The 15,827-nt window shown below is 57.4% G+C and carries 16 protein-coding genes; 2 read left to right on the top strand and 14 right to left on the bottom strand.

Translation table 11 applies throughout. From position 1 onward, the window contains the following. Positions 1-26: 26 nt before the first annotated feature. From NSQ80_RS03290 to NSQ80_RS03265, 6 genes are all read right to left on the bottom strand, one after another. Positions 27-1,478, bottom strand: a complete 1,452-nt coding sequence (locus NSQ80_RS03290) for a CoA-acylating methylmalonate-semialdehyde dehydrogenase (protein ID WP_260071801.1) — start codon at positions 1,476-1,478, stop codon at positions 27-29. Positions 1,479-1,526: 48 nt separating this feature from the next. Next, on the bottom strand, positions 1,527-2,543 hold the full coding sequence (gene iolC, locus NSQ80_RS03285) for a 5-dehydro-2-deoxygluconokinase (RefSeq protein ID WP_339301326.1): 1,017 nt from the start codon (positions 2,541-2,543) through the stop codon (positions 1,527-1,529). Next, the gene (gene iolE, locus NSQ80_RS03280) at positions 2,540-3,457 is read right to left on the bottom strand and encodes a myo-inosose-2 dehydratase (RefSeq protein WP_339301324.1); all 918 of its coding nucleotides are present in this window, start codon (positions 3,455-3,457) and stop codon (positions 2,540-2,542) included. The genes iolC and iolE overlap by 4 nt, the downstream gene beginning before the upstream one ends. A gap of 28 nt (positions 3,458-3,485) precedes the next feature. Beyond that, positions 3,486-5,348, bottom strand: coding sequence for a 3D-(3,5/4)-trihydroxycyclohexane-1,2-dione acylhydrolase (decyclizing) (gene iolD / locus NSQ80_RS03275; RefSeq protein WP_009224089.1), 1,863 nt, complete (start codon positions 5,346-5,348; stop codon positions 3,486-3,488). 334 nt (positions 5,349-5,682) lie between these two features. Continuing rightward, positions 5,683-6,066 (bottom strand): ATP-binding cassette domain-containing protein, encoded by a 384-nt coding sequence (locus NSQ80_RS03270; RefSeq protein WP_339301322.1) that lies wholly within the window; start codon positions 6,064-6,066, stop codon positions 5,683-5,685. A 10-nt stretch (positions 6,067-6,076) separates the two neighbouring features. Further along, on the bottom strand, positions 6,077-7,417 hold the full coding sequence (locus tag NSQ80_RS03265; protein WP_339301321.1) for an MFS transporter: 1,341 nt from the start codon (positions 7,415-7,417) through the stop codon (positions 6,077-6,079). A gap of 266 nt (positions 7,418-7,683) precedes the next feature. On the opposite strand from NSQ80_RS03265, the gene NSQ80_RS03260 reads away from it, so the two are divergent. Then, complete coding sequence (locus NSQ80_RS03260) at positions 7,684-8,151, top strand: MarR family transcriptional regulator (protein ID WP_009224086.1); 468 nt, start codon at positions 7,684-7,686, stop codon at positions 8,149-8,151. A 161-nt stretch (positions 8,152-8,312) separates the two neighbouring features. Here NSQ80_RS03260 and NSQ80_RS03255 read toward each other — a convergent pair whose 3' ends face one another. The 7 genes from NSQ80_RS03255 to NSQ80_RS03225 form a co-directional block, all read right to left on the bottom strand. After that, on the bottom strand, positions 8,313-8,486 hold the full coding sequence (locus NSQ80_RS03255; protein ID WP_260071806.1) for a hypothetical protein: 174 nt from the start codon (positions 8,484-8,486) through the stop codon (positions 8,313-8,315). 25 nt (positions 8,487-8,511) lie between these two features. Further along, positions 8,512-8,853 carry a hypothetical protein gene (locus NSQ80_RS03250; RefSeq protein ID WP_009224084.1) on the bottom strand — a complete coding sequence of 114 codons (342 nt, stop codon included), beginning with the start codon at positions 8,851-8,853 and terminating at the stop codon, positions 8,512-8,514. 155 nt (positions 8,854-9,008) lie between these two features. Further along, a complete protein-coding gene (locus NSQ80_RS03245) occupies positions 9,009-10,532 on the bottom strand; it encodes an MDR family MFS transporter (protein ID WP_260071807.1) in 1,524 nt (507 codons plus the stop codon). Positions 10,533-10,718: 186 nt separating this feature from the next. After that, the gene (locus NSQ80_RS03240; protein WP_339301319.1) at positions 10,719-12,380 is read right to left on the bottom strand and encodes an energy-coupling factor transporter ATPase; all 1,662 of its coding nucleotides are present in this window, start codon (positions 12,378-12,380) and stop codon (positions 10,719-10,721) included. A 1-nt stretch (position 12,381) separates the two neighbouring features. Next, positions 12,382-12,918, bottom strand: a complete 537-nt coding sequence (locus NSQ80_RS03235; protein WP_232282243.1) for an ECF transporter S component — start codon at positions 12,916-12,918, stop codon at positions 12,382-12,384. 220 nt (positions 12,919-13,138) lie between these two features. Further along, positions 13,139-13,900: an energy-coupling factor transporter transmembrane component T gene (locus NSQ80_RS03230; protein WP_260071540.1), complete on the bottom strand. Its 762-nt coding sequence runs from the start codon at positions 13,898-13,900 to the stop codon at positions 13,139-13,141. A 2-nt stretch (positions 13,901-13,902) separates the two neighbouring features. After that, positions 13,903-14,508, bottom strand: a complete 606-nt coding sequence (locus NSQ80_RS03225) for a GNAT family protein (RefSeq protein ID WP_009224079.1) — start codon at positions 14,506-14,508, stop codon at positions 13,903-13,905. Positions 14,509-14,666: 158 nt separating this feature from the next. Between NSQ80_RS03225 and NSQ80_RS03220 the strand changes: the two genes are divergently transcribed. Next, a complete protein-coding gene (locus tag NSQ80_RS03220; protein WP_009224078.1) occupies positions 14,667-15,620 on the top strand; it encodes an alpha/beta hydrolase in 954 nt (317 codons plus the stop codon). Here NSQ80_RS03220 and NSQ80_RS03215 read toward each other — a convergent pair. Beyond that, the gene (locus tag NSQ80_RS03215) at positions 15,602-15,802 is read right to left on the bottom strand and encodes an aspartyl-phosphate phosphatase Spo0E family protein (protein WP_036644485.1); all 201 of its coding nucleotides are present in this window, start codon (positions 15,800-15,802) and stop codon (positions 15,602-15,604) included. The genes NSQ80_RS03220 and NSQ80_RS03215 overlap by 19 nt on opposite strands. Positions 15,803-15,827 lie beyond the last annotated feature (25 nt).

The raw sequence follows: 15,827 nt of genomic DNA, 5'->3' as shown, positions 1-15,827 counted from the left end.
GTTCCTCCCACTTAACTTCAGCTTGGTTACAACCAGCGAGCGGTCACCATTTTTTTGCGCGTATAAAATTCGACCCCGTCTGTGCCGTTCGCATGCAAGTCGCCGTAGAACGACTTCTTGTAACCGGAGAACGGGAAGAACGCCATTGGTGCAGGCACGCCCAAATTAATGCCCAGCATCCCAGCGTCAATGGTCTCCCGGAAGGTCCGAACGTTGGCGCCGCTGCTCGTGAACAGACAAGCCCCGTTCGCGAATTCCGAGCGGTTGGCGAGTTCGATCGCTTCCTCCAACGTCTTCGCCCGCATGACCGACAACACCGGCGCAAAAATCTCATCTCTGCCGATCGCCATCTCGCCATTCACCTGATCAAAGATCGTTGGCCCGAGGAAAAAGCCTTCGCCGCTTGCCGCCGCATCTTCGCGGCCATCCCGAACGAGCACGGCGCCTTCGGTAATGCCGCTTTCGATGTAGCGAATCGTCCGTTCCTTGTGCGACTGCCGGATAACCGGGCCAAGGAGCACGCCTTCGTCGAGACCGTTGCCGATCTTGATCCTGTCCGCAGCTTCAGACAGTCTGGCGACAAGTTCGTCCGCGATGTCGCCAACGGCAACGACAACGGCGCAAGCCATGCAGCGCTCGCCAGCAGAGCCAAACGCCGCGCTGATAATCTCCTTGACGGCAAGGTCAAGATCCGCGTCCGGCATTACGATCGTATAGTTTTTGGCCCCAGCCAATGCCTGAACGCGTTTGCCGTTGGCCGCACCGGTCTTGTACACGTATTCCGCCACCGGTTGTGAGCCAACAAACGAGATCGCCTTGACGCCGGGATGCTGCAGCAAGCCGTTTACAACATCATGCGCACCGTGTACGACGTTCAGCACGCCAGGCGGCAGGCCAGCCTCATGGAACAGTTCAGCCAGCCGGTTCGCCAGCAGCGGCGTCCGCTCGGACGGCTTGAGCACAAACGTATTGCCGCACGCAATCGCCAGCGGGAACATCCAGCAAGGCACCATCATCGGAAAATTAAACGGCGTGATGCCACCGACAACTCCGAGCGGGTAGCGGTACATGCCGGATTCCAGGTTCGAGGCAATATCCGGCAGCTGCTTCCCCATCATCAGCGAAGGTACACCTGCGGCGAATTCGACGCATTCGATGCCGCGCAGCACCTCGCCGTGCGCCTCGTTAAAGCTTTTGCCGTTCTCTTGCGTAATCAGGCGGGCTAATTCATCCCAATGCTCCACAAGCAGCTGCTGGTACTTAAACAACACCCGTGCACGGCGCGGAACCGGTGTCCGGCTCCATGCGGTAAAAGCTTCGGCCGCAGCCGAAACCGCCTGATCCACCTCAGCCTGCGTAGACAACGGCACCTTCGCCAATACTTCGCCTGTTGCCGGGTTGTAGACATCCTCCGTTAGTTCGGATGCGGACTTAACCCATTGTCCGCCGATCCAGTTGTTTAGCGTCGTTGAGTTCATAGCGCATGTTCTCCCCGTTTCTATAGGCCGGCCCACTTGCCTCTCAAGTTAACCGGCTGTAATTTCCCCGCGCTCGCAGCACTGAATATAGTCCTCCACCGCTTTGGCAGTGGGCATCGCGTCCGAACAGCTGTGACTCGAAATCACAATACTTGCTGCCGCCCCGCCAAAAGCCATGCTCCGGGCGACATCCCACCCGGACATTAGTCCGTGAAGGAAGCCGGAAGCATAGGCATCGCCGGCCCCAAACGTCTTGATGACCTTTGCTGGATACGACGGAGCGCGATGCTCCAGGCCATCCTCCGTATAGGCGATGGACCCCTCCTTGCCATGCTTGATGACGACGAGCTTCGCACCGCGATCGAACCACTTGGCAGCGGTGTACCGGTCACTGCGGTCGGAATTCTGCTCGAATCGCTCCATGCTGTCGAATTCCTCGCGCGTCCCGAGGATGATGTCGCTTTTCTCCGCGACAAGGTGGCAGTACACCGCCGTTTCCTCCGGCGATTTCCAGGTGTAAGGCCGATAGTCGATATCAAAAGCGACCGGAGTCCCGTGAGCCCGGGCATACTCCAGGGCGACGAATACCGCCTCCCGAGACGGACTTGCGGCCAGTGCTGTACCCGAGATCAAGAGCGCTCTGCTCTCCGCAATCAGCGATTCATTCACCTCCAGCGGGCCAAGCTTCAGATCGGCCACATTATCCCGATACATCAGGATGCTGCAATCCGTAGGGCTCTTGATTTCCGTGAACGCAAGCCCGGTGACCGCGCCGGTGTGGTCCGTCGAGACGCCGCTGTCGTCGATGCCGTTATCGCGCAGGTACGTTCGAATAAATCGGCCCATCTGATCGTCGGCCAATTTACCGATGAAGGCGACGCGCCGGCCGAGCCGGCTCATGCCGATGGCGATATTCGCGGGCGAACCCCCAACATACTTGGTGAACGTCACCGTCTGCTCCATCGGGCGGTTAATTTCGTTCGCGTTAAGGTCAATACATAGCCGTCCAAGCGCCGTGAGGTCAAACCTCCGGTTCTCCGGGAACAGCGAAACCAACGTTGTCATGAAGGGTCCCCTCCTTCAGCCGGAATCAGCGAGTGCAGATAGGCAAGCGCCTTCGCTGCATATTCCCGCGGCGGATGCTCCGCCGGATCCTGCTCGCCCTCAAGCATGGCCCAACCGCTGTAACCGCGGCTGACCAGCTCAGCGATGATCGGCCCAAAATCGATGCAGCCGTCGCCCGGAACCGTGAATACGCCTTCACGAATGCAGGTGATGAAGTCGGAGCCGGCTTCCTTCAGCTTACGCAGCCTGTCGTCGCGCACGTCCTTCAGATGAACGTAGGCGATGCGGTCGTAATGCTTGCGGAGCACTGTCAGCGGGTCCGCCCCGCCGTACAGCGCGTGCCCGGTATCAAACAGCAGCCACACCGATTCCGGATCGGTCAGTTCCATCAGCTTGTCGATCTCATCGGGCCCTTCGATGACCGTGCCGCCATGGTGGTGGTAGGTCAGCTTCAGCCCGTACTCGCGGGCGATGCGGCCGGCAGCGTTAAGACCTTCAGCCAAGCTGCTCCATCCCGCATCGTCCAAAGGAATAACGTTCCGCTCGTTTGGCGTTCGTCGCGGATCAAAGTGCAGTGAACCGCCAACTTCGCACGTGCTTATCACCTCAGCCCCCATCTCTTTCAGAAACTTTACATGCTTCCGGTATGCCTCCAGTTCCTGCTCCCGATAAGCCGGATCAGAGAAGAGCACCGACTTCCATTGCGAGACCAGTTGGATGCCGCGTTTGGACAACTCCTGCTTCAGCACGCCGATCTCGGTTGGATATTTTCTCCCCATCTCCGTTCCCGTCAGGCCCAGCGCTTGGATATCATCCAGGATTTGTTCGTACGTCGTGTCCGCTCCATGCTCCTTGACGTCTTCCCCCACCCAATTAATCGGATGCGCCCCTAAGCGAAAAGAAAAACCTCTCATCCTCATCCCTCCCCGTTGCCGGTTTCGATTAATAAGCTCTTGCCTGCCGAATGCGCTCGTTCATGGCTTCGTGGGCCTTCACAACCCGCTCGCCCGTCGAGACGGCGGGGACGCCGACGTTCCACCAGGACTCGTAGCCCTCCGTGTTGGTGCCCGGCAGCACCGCGATCTCGATCAGCGTCGTCCGCGTCTCTGCCTGGGCCAGGCGAAGCGCCTCGCGCAGCTCCTCCGTGTTCGCTGCCTTATACGAAGCTGCACCAAGACTGCGGGCGTGCGCGGCGAAGTCGATGGGAAGCACCTCGCCCGTGTAGCGGCCTGTGCCGCCCTCCCGATAACGGAATTCGTTGCCAAATCCGTCGCTTCCATGCTCGCGCTGCAAGTTGTGAATACATTGGAAGCCGTGGTTATTAAACAGCAGGACCGTGATTTTCCGCCCTTCCTGCAAGCTGGTGAGCAGCTCGGAGTGAAGCATCAAATAGCTGCCATCCCCGACCAAGGCGTATACGTCCCGCTGCGGCGCCGCCAGCGAGACCCCAAAGGCGCCGCTCACTTCATAGCCCATACAGGAGAAGCCGTATTCCATATGGTAGGTATCCGGCCGGGACGTCCGCCACAGCCGCTGCAGGTCGCCGGGCAGACTGCCCGCCGCGCATACGATAACCGCTTCGTCGCCGATCGTCTTATTGATCACCCCAAGCGCACGTGTCTGCGCAAGCCCGTCTTCGCGTTCCAGCCCATATAACCGGTCGACCTCCCGATCCCACTCGGCCTTGAGCGCTTCGATCTCCGTTTCGCCGTAAGCTGACGCATACCCCGCCGCCGCCAATATTTCCGCAAGCGCTGGCAGCGTTGCCTTCGCATCTCCTGCAAGCGGGATCCCGTCCAGCTTGACGCCGTCCAGCCGGCTGACGTTCACATTCACAAACAGCGCGTCTTCCCGGTACGCCGACTTGGATGCGGTCGTAAAGTCGGAATACCGCGTACCGACGCCGATGACGAGATCGGCCTGATGGGCGAGCCGATTCGCCGCGAGGCCGCCGGTGACTCCAATGCCGCCGACGTTAAGCGGATGGTTCCAAGGCAGGACGCCTTTGCCCGCCTGCGTCTCCGCCACCGGAATGCCAAAGCGCTCGGCGAATGCCGCCAGCTCAGCCTCCGCCCCGGAATAACGCACGCCGCCGCCTGCAACGATGATCGGACGGCGCTTGGCTGAGATGGCTTCCGCCGCCCGACGGAGCGCCTCCTCAGACGGACGATGCCGCTCAATGACATGCACCCGCTTGTCAAAAAACGCCTCCGGGTAATCATAAGCCTCTGCCTGAACATCCTGCGGAAGCGCAAGCGTCACCGCCCCCGTCTCTGCCGGGTCCGTCAGCACGCGCATCGCGTTCAGCGCTGCGGTCATCAACTGCTCCGGACGAACGATGCGATCCCAATACTTGCTTACCGGCTTGAAGCAATCCGTCGCCGCGATCGTGTAGTCGTGGCCGGCTTCCAGTTGCTGCAGCACCGGATCAGGCTGCCGTGAGGCGAAGTTGTCGCCGGGCAATAGCAGCAGCGGGATACGATTGACCGTTGCCGTCCCGGCTGCGGTCACCATGTTCAGCGCGCCAGGACCTATCGAGGTCGTGCACGCGTAGATGCGCCGGCGCCGCGATTGCTTCGCAAACGCGATCGCCGCATGGGCCATGCCTTGCTCGTTCTTGCCTTGCACGTATACTAGCTTGCCTGGGCTTCGTTCCAGCGCCTCCCCGATGCCCGTTACATTGCCATGGCCAAAGATGCCCATGACCCCAGCCACGAACTTCGTCTCGACACCGTCGACGGATACGTATTGATTGTCCAGAAACCTTAACAACGCTTGTGCCATTGTAAGCCGGATCGTCCGCATTTTGCCCTCCCACTTTTCATTAATCGCTTAAAAATACAACGCTTTCAATTTCTCGTAAACTTCTATATTTAAATTAAGTAAAGCGCTTAATTAACTTTTACTATAAATTTGAAGTGAGCGCAATCATTTTTTGGGGCTTGGGTAGATCTCGACAAAGGTTTAGAAAAATCGGGAATTCTCGATTTCTCGGTCGAAACGGCGGTTTTTGAGACGAGCGCGGACAAACAAAAAATAAAACAACCCGGCGTCAGAATTACAATACCAGGTTGTTTTTCGCGGATCTAGTAAAGCGCTTTACGACCTATCCTATGATTTAAAGGGGGGCTACCCTCGCCTACGATCTCCATCGTCTGAAGGATAAGCCCATTTCACGGGAGAAGCCGCCAAGCCATCTGGCGAGCAATACGCCCGTGGATGCCTTAGACGCCATCGTTGTCATAGATGTTTTGCTGCGGGCGGCCAGCCCCAAATGCTCCCATAACGTCAGCGTATCGTAAAATACCGGCTGCTCCGGAATATAAGCATAATGGTTCGCCCCGCCATGAAGTGTCACCTCGGCGTCCGCAAACGGCAGCAGGCCAAGGATCGCCTTCAGCGTGGTGCTCTTCCCCGCTCCGTTAAGCCCGATCAGCCCGGTAAGAACACCGGGCTTCACTTCGAGCGAAATTTGTTTGATGGCGGCCATCCCTGACTCGTATCCCGCCTGATGAATATTCACTTCCGTTCCATTACGCCTCCACAGCTCCCACAGTCTCCACTGCCGGTACAGCTGCGGCGCGGTCCCGCTTCATAATGGCCGGGGCAATCGACAAGAGCAGGAAGCCGATGACGGCCATCAGGCTGCCCGATACAATGAAGGCGGGTTCCGGCCCAAAGGCGGTCACCAGCGAGCCGCCAAACAACGGTCCGATCAGCGTTGCGGTCGAGGTCAAGCTCGATACCGTTCCAAAAACGCGCCCGGTCACCGCTTCCGGGGTCCGCTGCTGCAGCGTGACCTGGAACGGGATAAACGTCATCCCCGCGCCTAATCCGGCGAATGCGAACAATGCCAGCATCAACGCCATGACTCCGTCGGTAAACGTGACCCGGCTCACGATAAAGCCTGCTGCCGCGAACACCAACCCCAGCATGGCTCCGCCGATCCCCATTTTATACAGCGGAGTGATCTTGAGGCGCTGCGTGAGCCACGCCGCAGTTAAGGTGCCTACCCCGCTAAACGTAATGCACCACCCCAGCAAGTCATCGGGCACCCCAGGGATCTCCCGGAACAAAACCACGGCTTGCGAATCGGCGATCTGCAGAACGAGCAAACACGCGCACAGGATCAATGTGGCAATGGCAAGCAGCGGAATTCCGCCGATGATTTTGATGCCGGCCGCCATTTCTGCCCAAAACCCCCGCTTCTGTTTCCCGGATGCCGCTGATTCCCCGGCTTCCCCTTCCACCGGTTTCGACAATGCTGCAACGCTCCGCAACTTGCCCGGCACCTTGGTTAGCAAGAGCGCCGAAACGAGAAAGGTTCCCGCATCCACCACAAAACATACGGTTACGCTAAATGCCGCCGTCAGCATCCCGCCCAGAGCCGGACCGATAATTTTGGTGCCCTGTTCAATGATCGCACTGTAGGAAACGGCCTGTTCCAACTGCTCATGCGGCACAATCTCTTTAATTTTCCCGTTCTTCGCCGGGAAGAAGATGACGTCCAAGATTCCCTTGAAGATCAACAGGACGTACACCTGCCAGATCGCAGTTACGAACACGAAGCCGAGCAGCACCCCAAACCGCACAAGGTCGGAGAAGACCATCAACTTTTTGCGTTCAAATCGATCCGCAAGCATGCCCGCCAACGGTCCGCCCAACAATACCGGCAACACCATACAAAGCGAGACCATTGTAATTTCCCAAGGTGTGGCGTGCCATTTCAAGCCAACCATCGTCAGCAAGGCGAGCAAATACAACCAGTCGCCAATGTTGGATACCAACTGCGCCGATAACAGCGCTAAATAAGCACGATTTCGCAAGAGGCCGGAAGTTTCCCGGCTGGCCAAACCTTTCCCCAATCTTCTCATCTTCGACATCCCCTACTCCGCTTTGATTTATGAAGTTATCTTAATGAAACGGAAGGGGGATTCCATCCGTCTCGGGGCCGATTCCGTCCCTGCGCCGCAGAATGAAATTTTTGTGGTCCTAAGGCAGAGGGAATTACATTTATTTCCATACAAAAAAGACGCAAATTGTGATAAATTATATTTTTTTTAAATCTAAGGTGGTTTAAGATTACAAGTACTCGATCAAGTTCAAAGATTCACAAATATAAAATAAGGGCGGGATGCACATGATGACCACCGAACAACGCGGAACGGATTTGTCACTGCATTTGTACCGGGTTTTTGCCAAATCATTTAAGAGCGTCAACGAGCATGCGGTCATGGGGAGCAAAATCCAAGGATTTAATCCTACGGCCTTTGCCGTTCTGGAGGTCCTGTATTACAAAGGCTCTCAGCCGATTCAACAAATCGGCGCGAAGCTGCTGCTGCAAAGCGGGAACGTGACGTATGTGATCGATAAGCTGGAAGCGGCCGGCTTGCTGCACCGAACGCCTTGCCCGCGCGACCGTCGTGTAATTTATGCCAATCTGACACCTAAAGGCAAAGAGCTGATGGACCGGCTGTATCCGGAGTATGCGGAGCGGATTGACCACGCGCTGAGCGGGCTGACGGATGAGGAGAAGAAGGTCATGATCGAATTGCTGAAGAAAATGGGCCGTGAAGCCGAGAAGCTTGCCCCGTTGCTGCGGAAATAAAACAAATAGGCTGTTTCCATGGCTCATCGGCATGATGAACCTGGACACAGCCTACTTCGGGAAATCCGTGAGAATTCCCTTACATAGAATAGAGTGATGAAATCACCTTATCTCAGGACCATGAGCCCGATAAGGTGATTTTTTATGGAATGCTCCAAACCCTAATGGGTCGGATCCATATCCTTGTTGTGGTCGCGGTTGTTAATGTCGCGGTGCCGGCGGTCATTCACCTTTTGCTGCATCTGCTGGGCTTGGTGTGCGTTGACCGGGGTCCGGTCCAGATCCTCTACGACATTCGTCAAATTTTTATCGATTCCCGATTTGCTTCGTGCCATCGCATAGGTCCTCGCTTTCTCGTTGTTAAGGGTTCGTCAGCGGCGCCAAAGCTTGCGCGCATTCATGAATATGACGGACATAGTCTCCGGTTAACTCCTGAATTTCCTGGCTGTTCTCCGCAATGGCCTGCCCATCCCGCTCCACATCTACCAGCTCGACACGAACCTCGCGCGGGTCCATATAAGAGCATTGAAAATCGAAGGAATAAAGCTGATGTCCCGCCGCATTGATATGAATCCGCAGCCCCTGGGGGTCCGCCCCATCAGCTTGCACCTGTACGGAGTCTCCCGGGTTCAAGTATTCCGGCAGCTGCTTCTGCCAAGCGTTGACGAGCGTGTGTTGGTCAACGTTCATGACCTTGTTCATAGTTACACCTCCCCTTTCCTGTTAAGGTGCGGAGAGGCAGGCTTTTTTATACCGTTTGATGCAAAAGAGACTGTAGACCGCGGCTACCCAAGGTCCGCCAAAAAGCAAAACGGGCCGTCCCATGAAGGGACCGCCCGCTGTAACCCCATATGAAGTTAAGCTCTATCTATAGAGGGCTCGCCCGCCTCGACGTCCTCCTCCTGCTCCGGTGCCTGGTTACGCAGCCCGAAAGCGCATAGGATGCCAACGATGCCAAGCACAGCCATCACGATAAACAGCGTATGCAGGCTTTGTGCCAGTACATCCTTTAGCTCACTCCATAGCTTGGGGGCGAGCAAGTGGACTTTTTCCGGAGACAGCAGCTGATCGATATCATCCTGAGAGATCGGGATCCCTGCCGCCGTGCCATTCTTCGTCTGGGCAACAATCTGCAGATTAATCAAGGTACCAAAGGCGGTGACCCCAATCGTCTGCCCAATCGATTTGACGAAGGAATTTAGCGCCGTAGAGGCGCCGCGCAGGTTATAACCAACGGAGGATTGGGAGATGATCGTAAATACGGTAAACGAAAAACCAAACCCGATCCCGTACAGCGCGTTATAAATCAACAGCGGCCAGATCGGTGTTCCGCCTTGGATCGTAGCCAATCCTAACGCACCGAGGGCGATGATCACCATTCCGATCAGCGAAGTGTTACGGGAGCCGCGGGTAATGATCCAACGGCCGCCCAACACCGAGCCAAGCATCCAACCGATGGACATGGGGGCGAGTACGAGACCGGAGGTCGTCGCATTTTGCCCCTGCACTCCTTGAACCCAGAGCGGCAGATACGAGGTTAACCCGATGAGCAGGGCGCTTGCCAACAGACTGGTGATATTGGAGAAGGCGATATCCCGGATACGGAACAGCTTCAGCGGCACCAGCGGTTCCTCGGCCCGTTGCTCAACGACGAAGAACAGCACCAGGAAGCAGGCCGCCACAGCAAAAATCCCGATCAGCCAAGGCGAAACCCAATCAAACTGTTGTCCGCCCGTCGCCAGCCCAATCAGCAAAGCGGAAACGCCAATCGTAAAGGTGACCGCTCCCAAATAGTCCACCTTCACCTTCCGTTTTTCAATCTGTTCATGCAGATAGACGATGATGAAATAGAGCGACAGCAGGCCAAACGGTACATTAAAATAGAATGCCCAACGCCAATTCAATGAATCCACGACATATCCGCCCAGCAGCGGCCCGATCAAAGAAGAAATGCCCCAAACCGAGCTGATCCAGCCCTGAATCTTGGAGCGTTCCTCGATGGAATAAATGTCGCCGATAATCGTAAACGTCACCGGCAGCAGGCCGCCGGCTCCGATCCCCTGCAAGGCGCGGAACCCGATCAGCTGTCCCATGCTGTGCGCCGTGCCGGACAGGACCGAACCCGCCAAGAACAGCAGGGAACTGATCACAAACACCGGTTTGCGGCCGTACAAATCGCTGATTTTCCCAAAAATCGGCGTAGTGACGGACATGGTCAGCAAATAGGCGGTAAACACCCAGCTCAGCAGCCGGGCGCCGCCCAGATCGCCAACGATCCGCGGGCCTGCCGGACCGATGACAGTCCCTTCGATCGCCGCTAAAAACGTGGACAGCAGCAAGCCCGTTAAAATATAATTCCGTTTCAATTGCATTGGTTTCATGATGAATAAAACTTCCTTTCTTTACTTTCCGGGCAAGGATTCCATAAACACTCATTATAATTTAACCCTCTGAAAAAAGAAAGCGGACAACAAACACAGGCCCTTTCCTGGTTTGTCGTCCGCATGTTTACGTATCGTCTATTGGATCGTCTGCTTCATCGTTATCGTACCGTTTCCTGTCCAGCTTTAATCCCGCTCTTCGTCCTGAAGCTGCCCTTCCGCGATCCGCCAACGCTTGACCCGTTGGCCTTCAAACAACTCCGGCTCATGGGTGATCATGATCAGCGCGGCACCTTGGTCCAGCGCCTCACGGCACAAAGCCGTTAACAAGCGGACACCGCTGTAATCGATGCCCGCCGTGGGCTCATCGAGAATATACAGCCGCTTCGGGCAGATCATGACAGAGGCTGCGCTCAGGAGCCGCTTCTCCCCGCCGCTTAACCAATACGGGGAATCGCCGGTTTTACCGCTTAAGCCGATCGCCTCCAGCATCCGTTCCGCGCGCTGCCGCCATTCCTCCGGCACAGGATCCCGCGGCCGCAGCCCAAGCTCAGCGCGCGGGCTGTACAGCAGCTCGTCCAGCACCGTCGAAGCAACGAATTGCTGCTCCGGCTGCTGGAACACGTAGCCGATCTCGGACGCCAGATCGTACAGCGTCCGGCGAGCGGTATCCTTGCCCTGCCAGAACACCGTCCCTTTGGGCGGGCGCAGAAGGCCCATCAGCAGGCGGGACAATGTGGTTTTGCCGGAGCCGTTGTCCCCGCACAGCAGCCGCCATTCGCCAGGGTACAGCGTGAGGCTAACATCCCGCAGCACCGGCTCGGCCCCGCGGGCGAAGGCGTAGCTGAGCCCGCGCGCTTCGAGCAGGGGGGTGCGGAACACCGGCGCAGCGGCCGCGGGAGCCGGGGCGGGCGCTGCGGGACGCTCGGCGGCGGGCGTGTGCTCGGCTGGAGCTTGAGCGAGCTCAGCCGAGACGGCCGAGACACGCGCCGGGGCTGGGGCCGGCGCTGAGGCGAGCTCCGCTGCCGTCGCCTTAGCAAGGGCGGCGTGCCCCTCCGGGCCGCCGCCGCTTGGGCCTGGGCCTGCTGCCGCCGCCGATGTGCCGGCCGGCAGCAGGCCCAGCGCTTCCAGCCGCGCGCTCGCGCTGCGGCGGATGCGCTCCGCCGGACCGTCCAACGCGACGGTTCCGGCGTCCAACACGACGAGCCGCGGCGCAGCCAGCGCGAGCTCGTCCATCCGGCCGGACATCGTCACGATGGTCCGGCCTTCGCCGTGCAGGCGGCGCAGCAGCGCCAGCAGCCGCCGGCGCGAGGCGGCGTCGAGGCTGGCCGCCGCCTCGTCGAGCACGAGCAGCGGCGGCTCCAGCGCCAGCACCGCCGCGATCGCCGTGCGCTGTCGGCCGCCGCCGGACAGCGCGTGCACGGGCGTCAGGCGGCGAGGCGTCAACGCCACCGCCGCCAGCGCGTCCGAGACCCGCCGTTCCAGCTCGGCGGCGGGCACGCGCAGGTTCTCCGGGCCGAAGGCGACTTCGTCTTCGACCCGGCCCTGCACGAGCTGCGCGTCGGGGTCCTGGAACACGACCCCGACGCGCCGGGCGACCTCGCCGATCTCCGCTTCCGCGGGATCGACGCCGTGCACGCGCACTCGGCCCGAGCGGCTCCCTCCCCCGGCGCGGGGGAGATAACCGCTGATCAGCTGCGCCAGGGCCGATTTGCCGCTGCCGCTCGCGCCGACGACCGCCATCCACTCCCCGCGTTCCACGGTGAGCGTCACGTCGCGCAGCGCCGGGACTCCGCCGGGCTCAAACGCATAGCTGACGTCCTGCAGCTCCAATGCCGGTTCCGGCATTTTACGCCTCCGCCCGGCGGCCGACCGCGAAGCGGCGAAGCAGCCCGCTGCTAGCCAACGCATCGCCCAGCAGTTTGACCAACAGCCCGCACAGGATCATGCCGCTTAATACCCGAACGACGAGGGCGATCAGCAGAACATCCATGCCCCACTTCGTATAACCGTACATCTGGGCCGCAAAAAAGAACCACAACGGCACCATCGCCCCGCCGGTAATCAGCAGCATCGGCAAGCTCCAGTTTTTATAACGTACGAGGGCAAAAGCCGCCTCCACAATCACCAAATAACAAGCCGCAGCCACAAAGCAGGACAAAATGCCATACGCCGTTCCCATAAACGCTTGGACAACCGCACCGATACCATAGGTGATCAGGGCCGTCCCCGGTTTGCGGATAATATAATACGCCAGCAATCCGTAAATCATATACAAACCGGTGATCGTTGAGGTGAGGATCGGTCCCCCCAGCCCATTCAGCGCTTGATTCACCGGTGACAGAAACACCGTCATGACCGCGTTAGCCGCTGCCAGCATCGCCATAAGTACAATATCAAGCGTCGTAAAGCGCTGAAGCACTTTGTCGGAACTTCCTTCTTTCACTTGAACCATCCTCTCATCCATTTGAATTGTTAACCACAAGTGATAATTTAGGTTAACAATTTGTCCGCGTCAAGTCCTTTTTTTCAAATTTAACCTGAACTGCCTTATCTCTAGGGCCCGCATGCTTGTAAAAAGTGAACATCCAACAAGTCAAAATCCGTTACAGCATCCACAGGCCCGCAGTCAACACCAAGCTTGCCAGCATCGTCCATACGCCAACCGCCTTCAGCGGCACATCCCGCAAAAATGTGCGCTCCCGGTACGCACCAAAGCCCTTCACGTCCATCGCTCCTGCGGTTTGTTCCACACGCCGAATCGCTCCGGTGAACACGGTGACCAACTGCCCCCGCCACTGCGCAAGCCGTTCTGCAACCCCCCGCGGTTTGCGACCCAACCGAAGTTTACGGGCGGCTGCCGCCTGTCTTCCTTCCTCCGCAAGCAACGGCAAGAACGTCATCGCCAGCGAAACGCCAAACACAAACCGGTAAGGCAGCTTCAAACGGGTCGACATCATCACAACAAAATCCTTGGGATTCGTGGACTCGATATAAGCCAGCGAGGACAAAAACAAATTCACCAGCCGCAAAGTCACGGCGGCAGCGTCCTCAAGCGCAGTGGCCGAAATCGGCAGGAATCCCCCGCCCCCGGCACTTCCCTCCCGAAGCTGCACCGCCAGCGCGGTAACCACAAATAACGGCAGACCAAAGCCTAAGATCCAGGCGATGCGCCGCAATAACCGGGCCCAGCCAATCCCGGCCCCCAGCTTGGCCCCCGCCACCAATACCAGCAGCAAGATCACCTGCCGCTGCAGCTCGTCCCAATGCATGGCAAGCGCAGCGATACAAGCTAATGCGACCAGCTTACTGAGTGGGTCCAAGTGGTGCAGCATTCCGCCGCCGTATTTTTTTTCAGACTTCATCATCGTTAGGTTATTCCTCCCGAGTAATACTCTTTCTTCAACAAAGAATACATCAACAAATCAACAAAACCGTTCTCCGTCTTCTGATACTCCCGCAACAGCCCTTCTTCCATGAACCCAAACGCTTTCAGCAACTTGCGGGAAGCGTTGTTGCGTGGATCTACCAGCGCTTCTATCCGGTTCAGTCCCATCGTCTCGTAGCCGTACGCAAGCAGCATTCGCAGCGCCTCCGACATATACCCGTGCCCCCAATATTCCCGGCCTAGGTCATAGCCGATTTCCCCGCGATAAGCCCCGGCCAGCTCCCAAACATTAAAGCCGCAGCTGCCAATCAGCTTCTGTTCATCCTTCAGCTCAATGCCAAAACGTAGCGTATCCTCGCTCTCAGATAAACCATTCAGCAGGTTAATCATTGCCCAAGTATCCTCCACCGAGGCAAACGGCGGAAGATTCATATACTTAATGACTTCCGGATCGCTCCAATACCGAAACATCACCTCGGCATCGCTTCGCTCCATCCGCCGCAGCCTTAGCCGTTCGCTTTCCAGCACAGGAATGTCTCCGCCGCATTTGTACACGCCCGCCTTCTCCCCCTTTCCACCTGTGGTCATTAATCGCTACATCCTTTACTAGCTAATCATATCGGAATGGGCTCGTCAAAGGGACGGGGTAAATTTTCCGTATGGCGATTTTCCTTCCAACTTTTCGGTGATACTATAAAAACGTAAGAGAGCTTCACGGATAGGCTCGCAAGGAGGAACCCAGCGACATGGTATTTACGATCGTTATTTTGTTCTTCATGCTGATTGTATTGGCATTCGTAAGCGGCTTGCCGCGGTTTGCGGTGCGCCAAATCACCCAGATGCGGCTGCAGACGAACGAGAGCATTTACGAGTATTTGGAACGAACCGGGGTATTTACCCGCGACCAATTCGAACGGCTGCCCAAACGACAGGTTCAAGTCCGATCCCGAGATGGGCTGAAGCTCAACGGGTATGTTTTGGAACTGTTTCCTGGAAGCCAACGCTGGATGATCATCGTACACGGCTATACGGTTTCCTTGCTCGCCTCCACGCAATACATTGACGTGTTCCGGAAGGCAGGGTTTAACATTCTGCTGGTCGATCAACGTCGACATGGCGGCAGTGAAGGAAACTACACGACCTATGGATATCAGGAAAAATACGATGTCCAAGCCTGGGTAAACTGGATTTTGGAGAATTACGGGGAGAATAGTGTGATCGGCCTGCATGGCCAATCTTTGGGGGGTGGAACGGTGCTGGAGTATCTTGCCATCGCCCATCCGAACGTGAAATTTGTGATCGCGGACTGCCCTTACTCGGACTTGACGGAGCTCATTCGACATCAGATCACCAAGCTGAACAAGCTTCCGGCCAAACCGCTCTTGCCGCTGGTCGATAAGCTGCTGCATCGCAAAGCCGGCTTCCGGCTGCACCAGGTCAGCCCAATTAAAGCCGTTGAGAACAGCAAGCTGCCGGTGTTATTCATCCACGGTACGGAGGACAACTACGTTCCGACTTATATGAGCCGGGAAATGTACCAAGTGAAGCCTGAACCTAAAGAACTGCTGCTCGTGGAAGGCGCGGTCCATGCCAATGCCTACGGCATCAACCCGAAGCGGTATGCCGAAGTGGTACATGGCTTCATCGAGAAGGTTCTTGGCGCGGAAATGCCAGAGGCCGCTTACTTGCCGAGCATTTGACTTTGGGCCATCACGATATACTGGTCCAGGCGCTGGCTTATTTCCAGAATGGCGCCGCTGCTGAAGTTATCTTGAGTAGCGGCATTCATCAATTCCGTGCGCAGGTGCTCGATGGTCGCCTTCAAGTCGTTGCTGATTTTATTATTGGTACGGCTTGTGCCTCGGAGAGATTGAGGTACCATAAAAATCACCTTTTCATTAATCTTG

The organism is Paenibacillus sp. FSL K6-2441 (assembly GCF_037964765.1).
GTDB classification, from domain to species: domain Bacteria; phylum Bacillota; class Bacilli; order Paenibacillales; family Paenibacillaceae; genus Fontibacillus; species Fontibacillus phoenicis.
This window is presented reverse-complemented; position numbering and strand designations above follow the sequence as displayed.

Bases quoted from the DNA above. Each gene is read 5' to 3' on its own strand.
- NSQ80_RS03260 (WP_009224086.1), top strand. From the start codon at position 7,684: ATGATGACCACCGAACAACGCGGAACGGATTTGTCACTGCATTTGTAC.
- NSQ80_RS03290 (WP_260071801.1), bottom strand. From the start codon at position 1,478: ATGAACTCAACGACGCTAAACAACTGGATCGGCGGACAATGGGTTAAG.
- NSQ80_RS03255 (WP_260071806.1), bottom strand. From the start codon at position 8,486: ATGGCACGAAGCAAATCGGGAATCGATAAAAATTTGACGAATGTCGTA.
- NSQ80_RS03240 (WP_339301319.1), bottom strand. From the start codon at position 12,380: ATGCCGGAACCGGCATTGGAGCTGCAGGACGTCAGCTATGCGTTTGAG.
- NSQ80_RS03220 (WP_009224078.1), top strand. From the start codon at position 14,667: ATGGTATTTACGATCGTTATTTTGTTCTTCATGCTGATTGTATTGGCA.
- iolE (WP_339301324.1), bottom strand. From the start codon at position 3,457: ATGAGAGGTTTTTCTTTTCGCTTAGGGGCGCATCCGATTAATTGGGTG.
- NSQ80_RS03225 (WP_009224079.1), bottom strand. From the start codon at position 14,508: ATGACCACAGGTGGAAAGGGGGAGAAGGCGGGCGTGTACAAATGCGGC.
- NSQ80_RS03265 (WP_339301321.1), bottom strand. From the start codon at position 7,417: ATGAGAAGATTGGGGAAAGGTTTGGCCAGCCGGGAAACTTCCGGCCTC.
- NSQ80_RS03230 (WP_260071540.1), bottom strand. From the start codon at position 13,900: ATGATGAAGTCTGAAAAAAAATACGGCGGCGGAATGCTGCACCACTTG.
- iolC (WP_339301326.1), bottom strand. From the start codon at position 2,543: ATGACAACGTTGGTTTCGCTGTTCCCGGAGAACCGGAGGTTTGACCTC.
- NSQ80_RS03215 (WP_036644485.1), bottom strand. From the start codon at position 15,802: ATGGTACCTCAATCTCTCCGAGGCACAAGCCGTACCAATAATAAAATC.
- NSQ80_RS03250 (WP_009224084.1), bottom strand. From the start codon at position 8,853: ATGAACAAGGTCATGAACGTTGACCAACACACGCTCGTCAACGCTTGG.
- NSQ80_RS03235 (WP_232282243.1), bottom strand. From the start codon at position 12,918: ATGGCGATGCTGGCAGCGGCTAACGCGGTCATGACGGTGTTTCTGTCA.
- NSQ80_RS03245 (WP_260071807.1), bottom strand. From the start codon at position 10,532: ATGAAACCAATGCAATTGAAACGGAATTATATTTTAACGGGCTTGCTG.
- iolD (WP_009224089.1), bottom strand. From the start codon at position 5,348: ATGCGGACGATCCGGCTTACAATGGCACAAGCGTTGTTAAGGTTTCTG.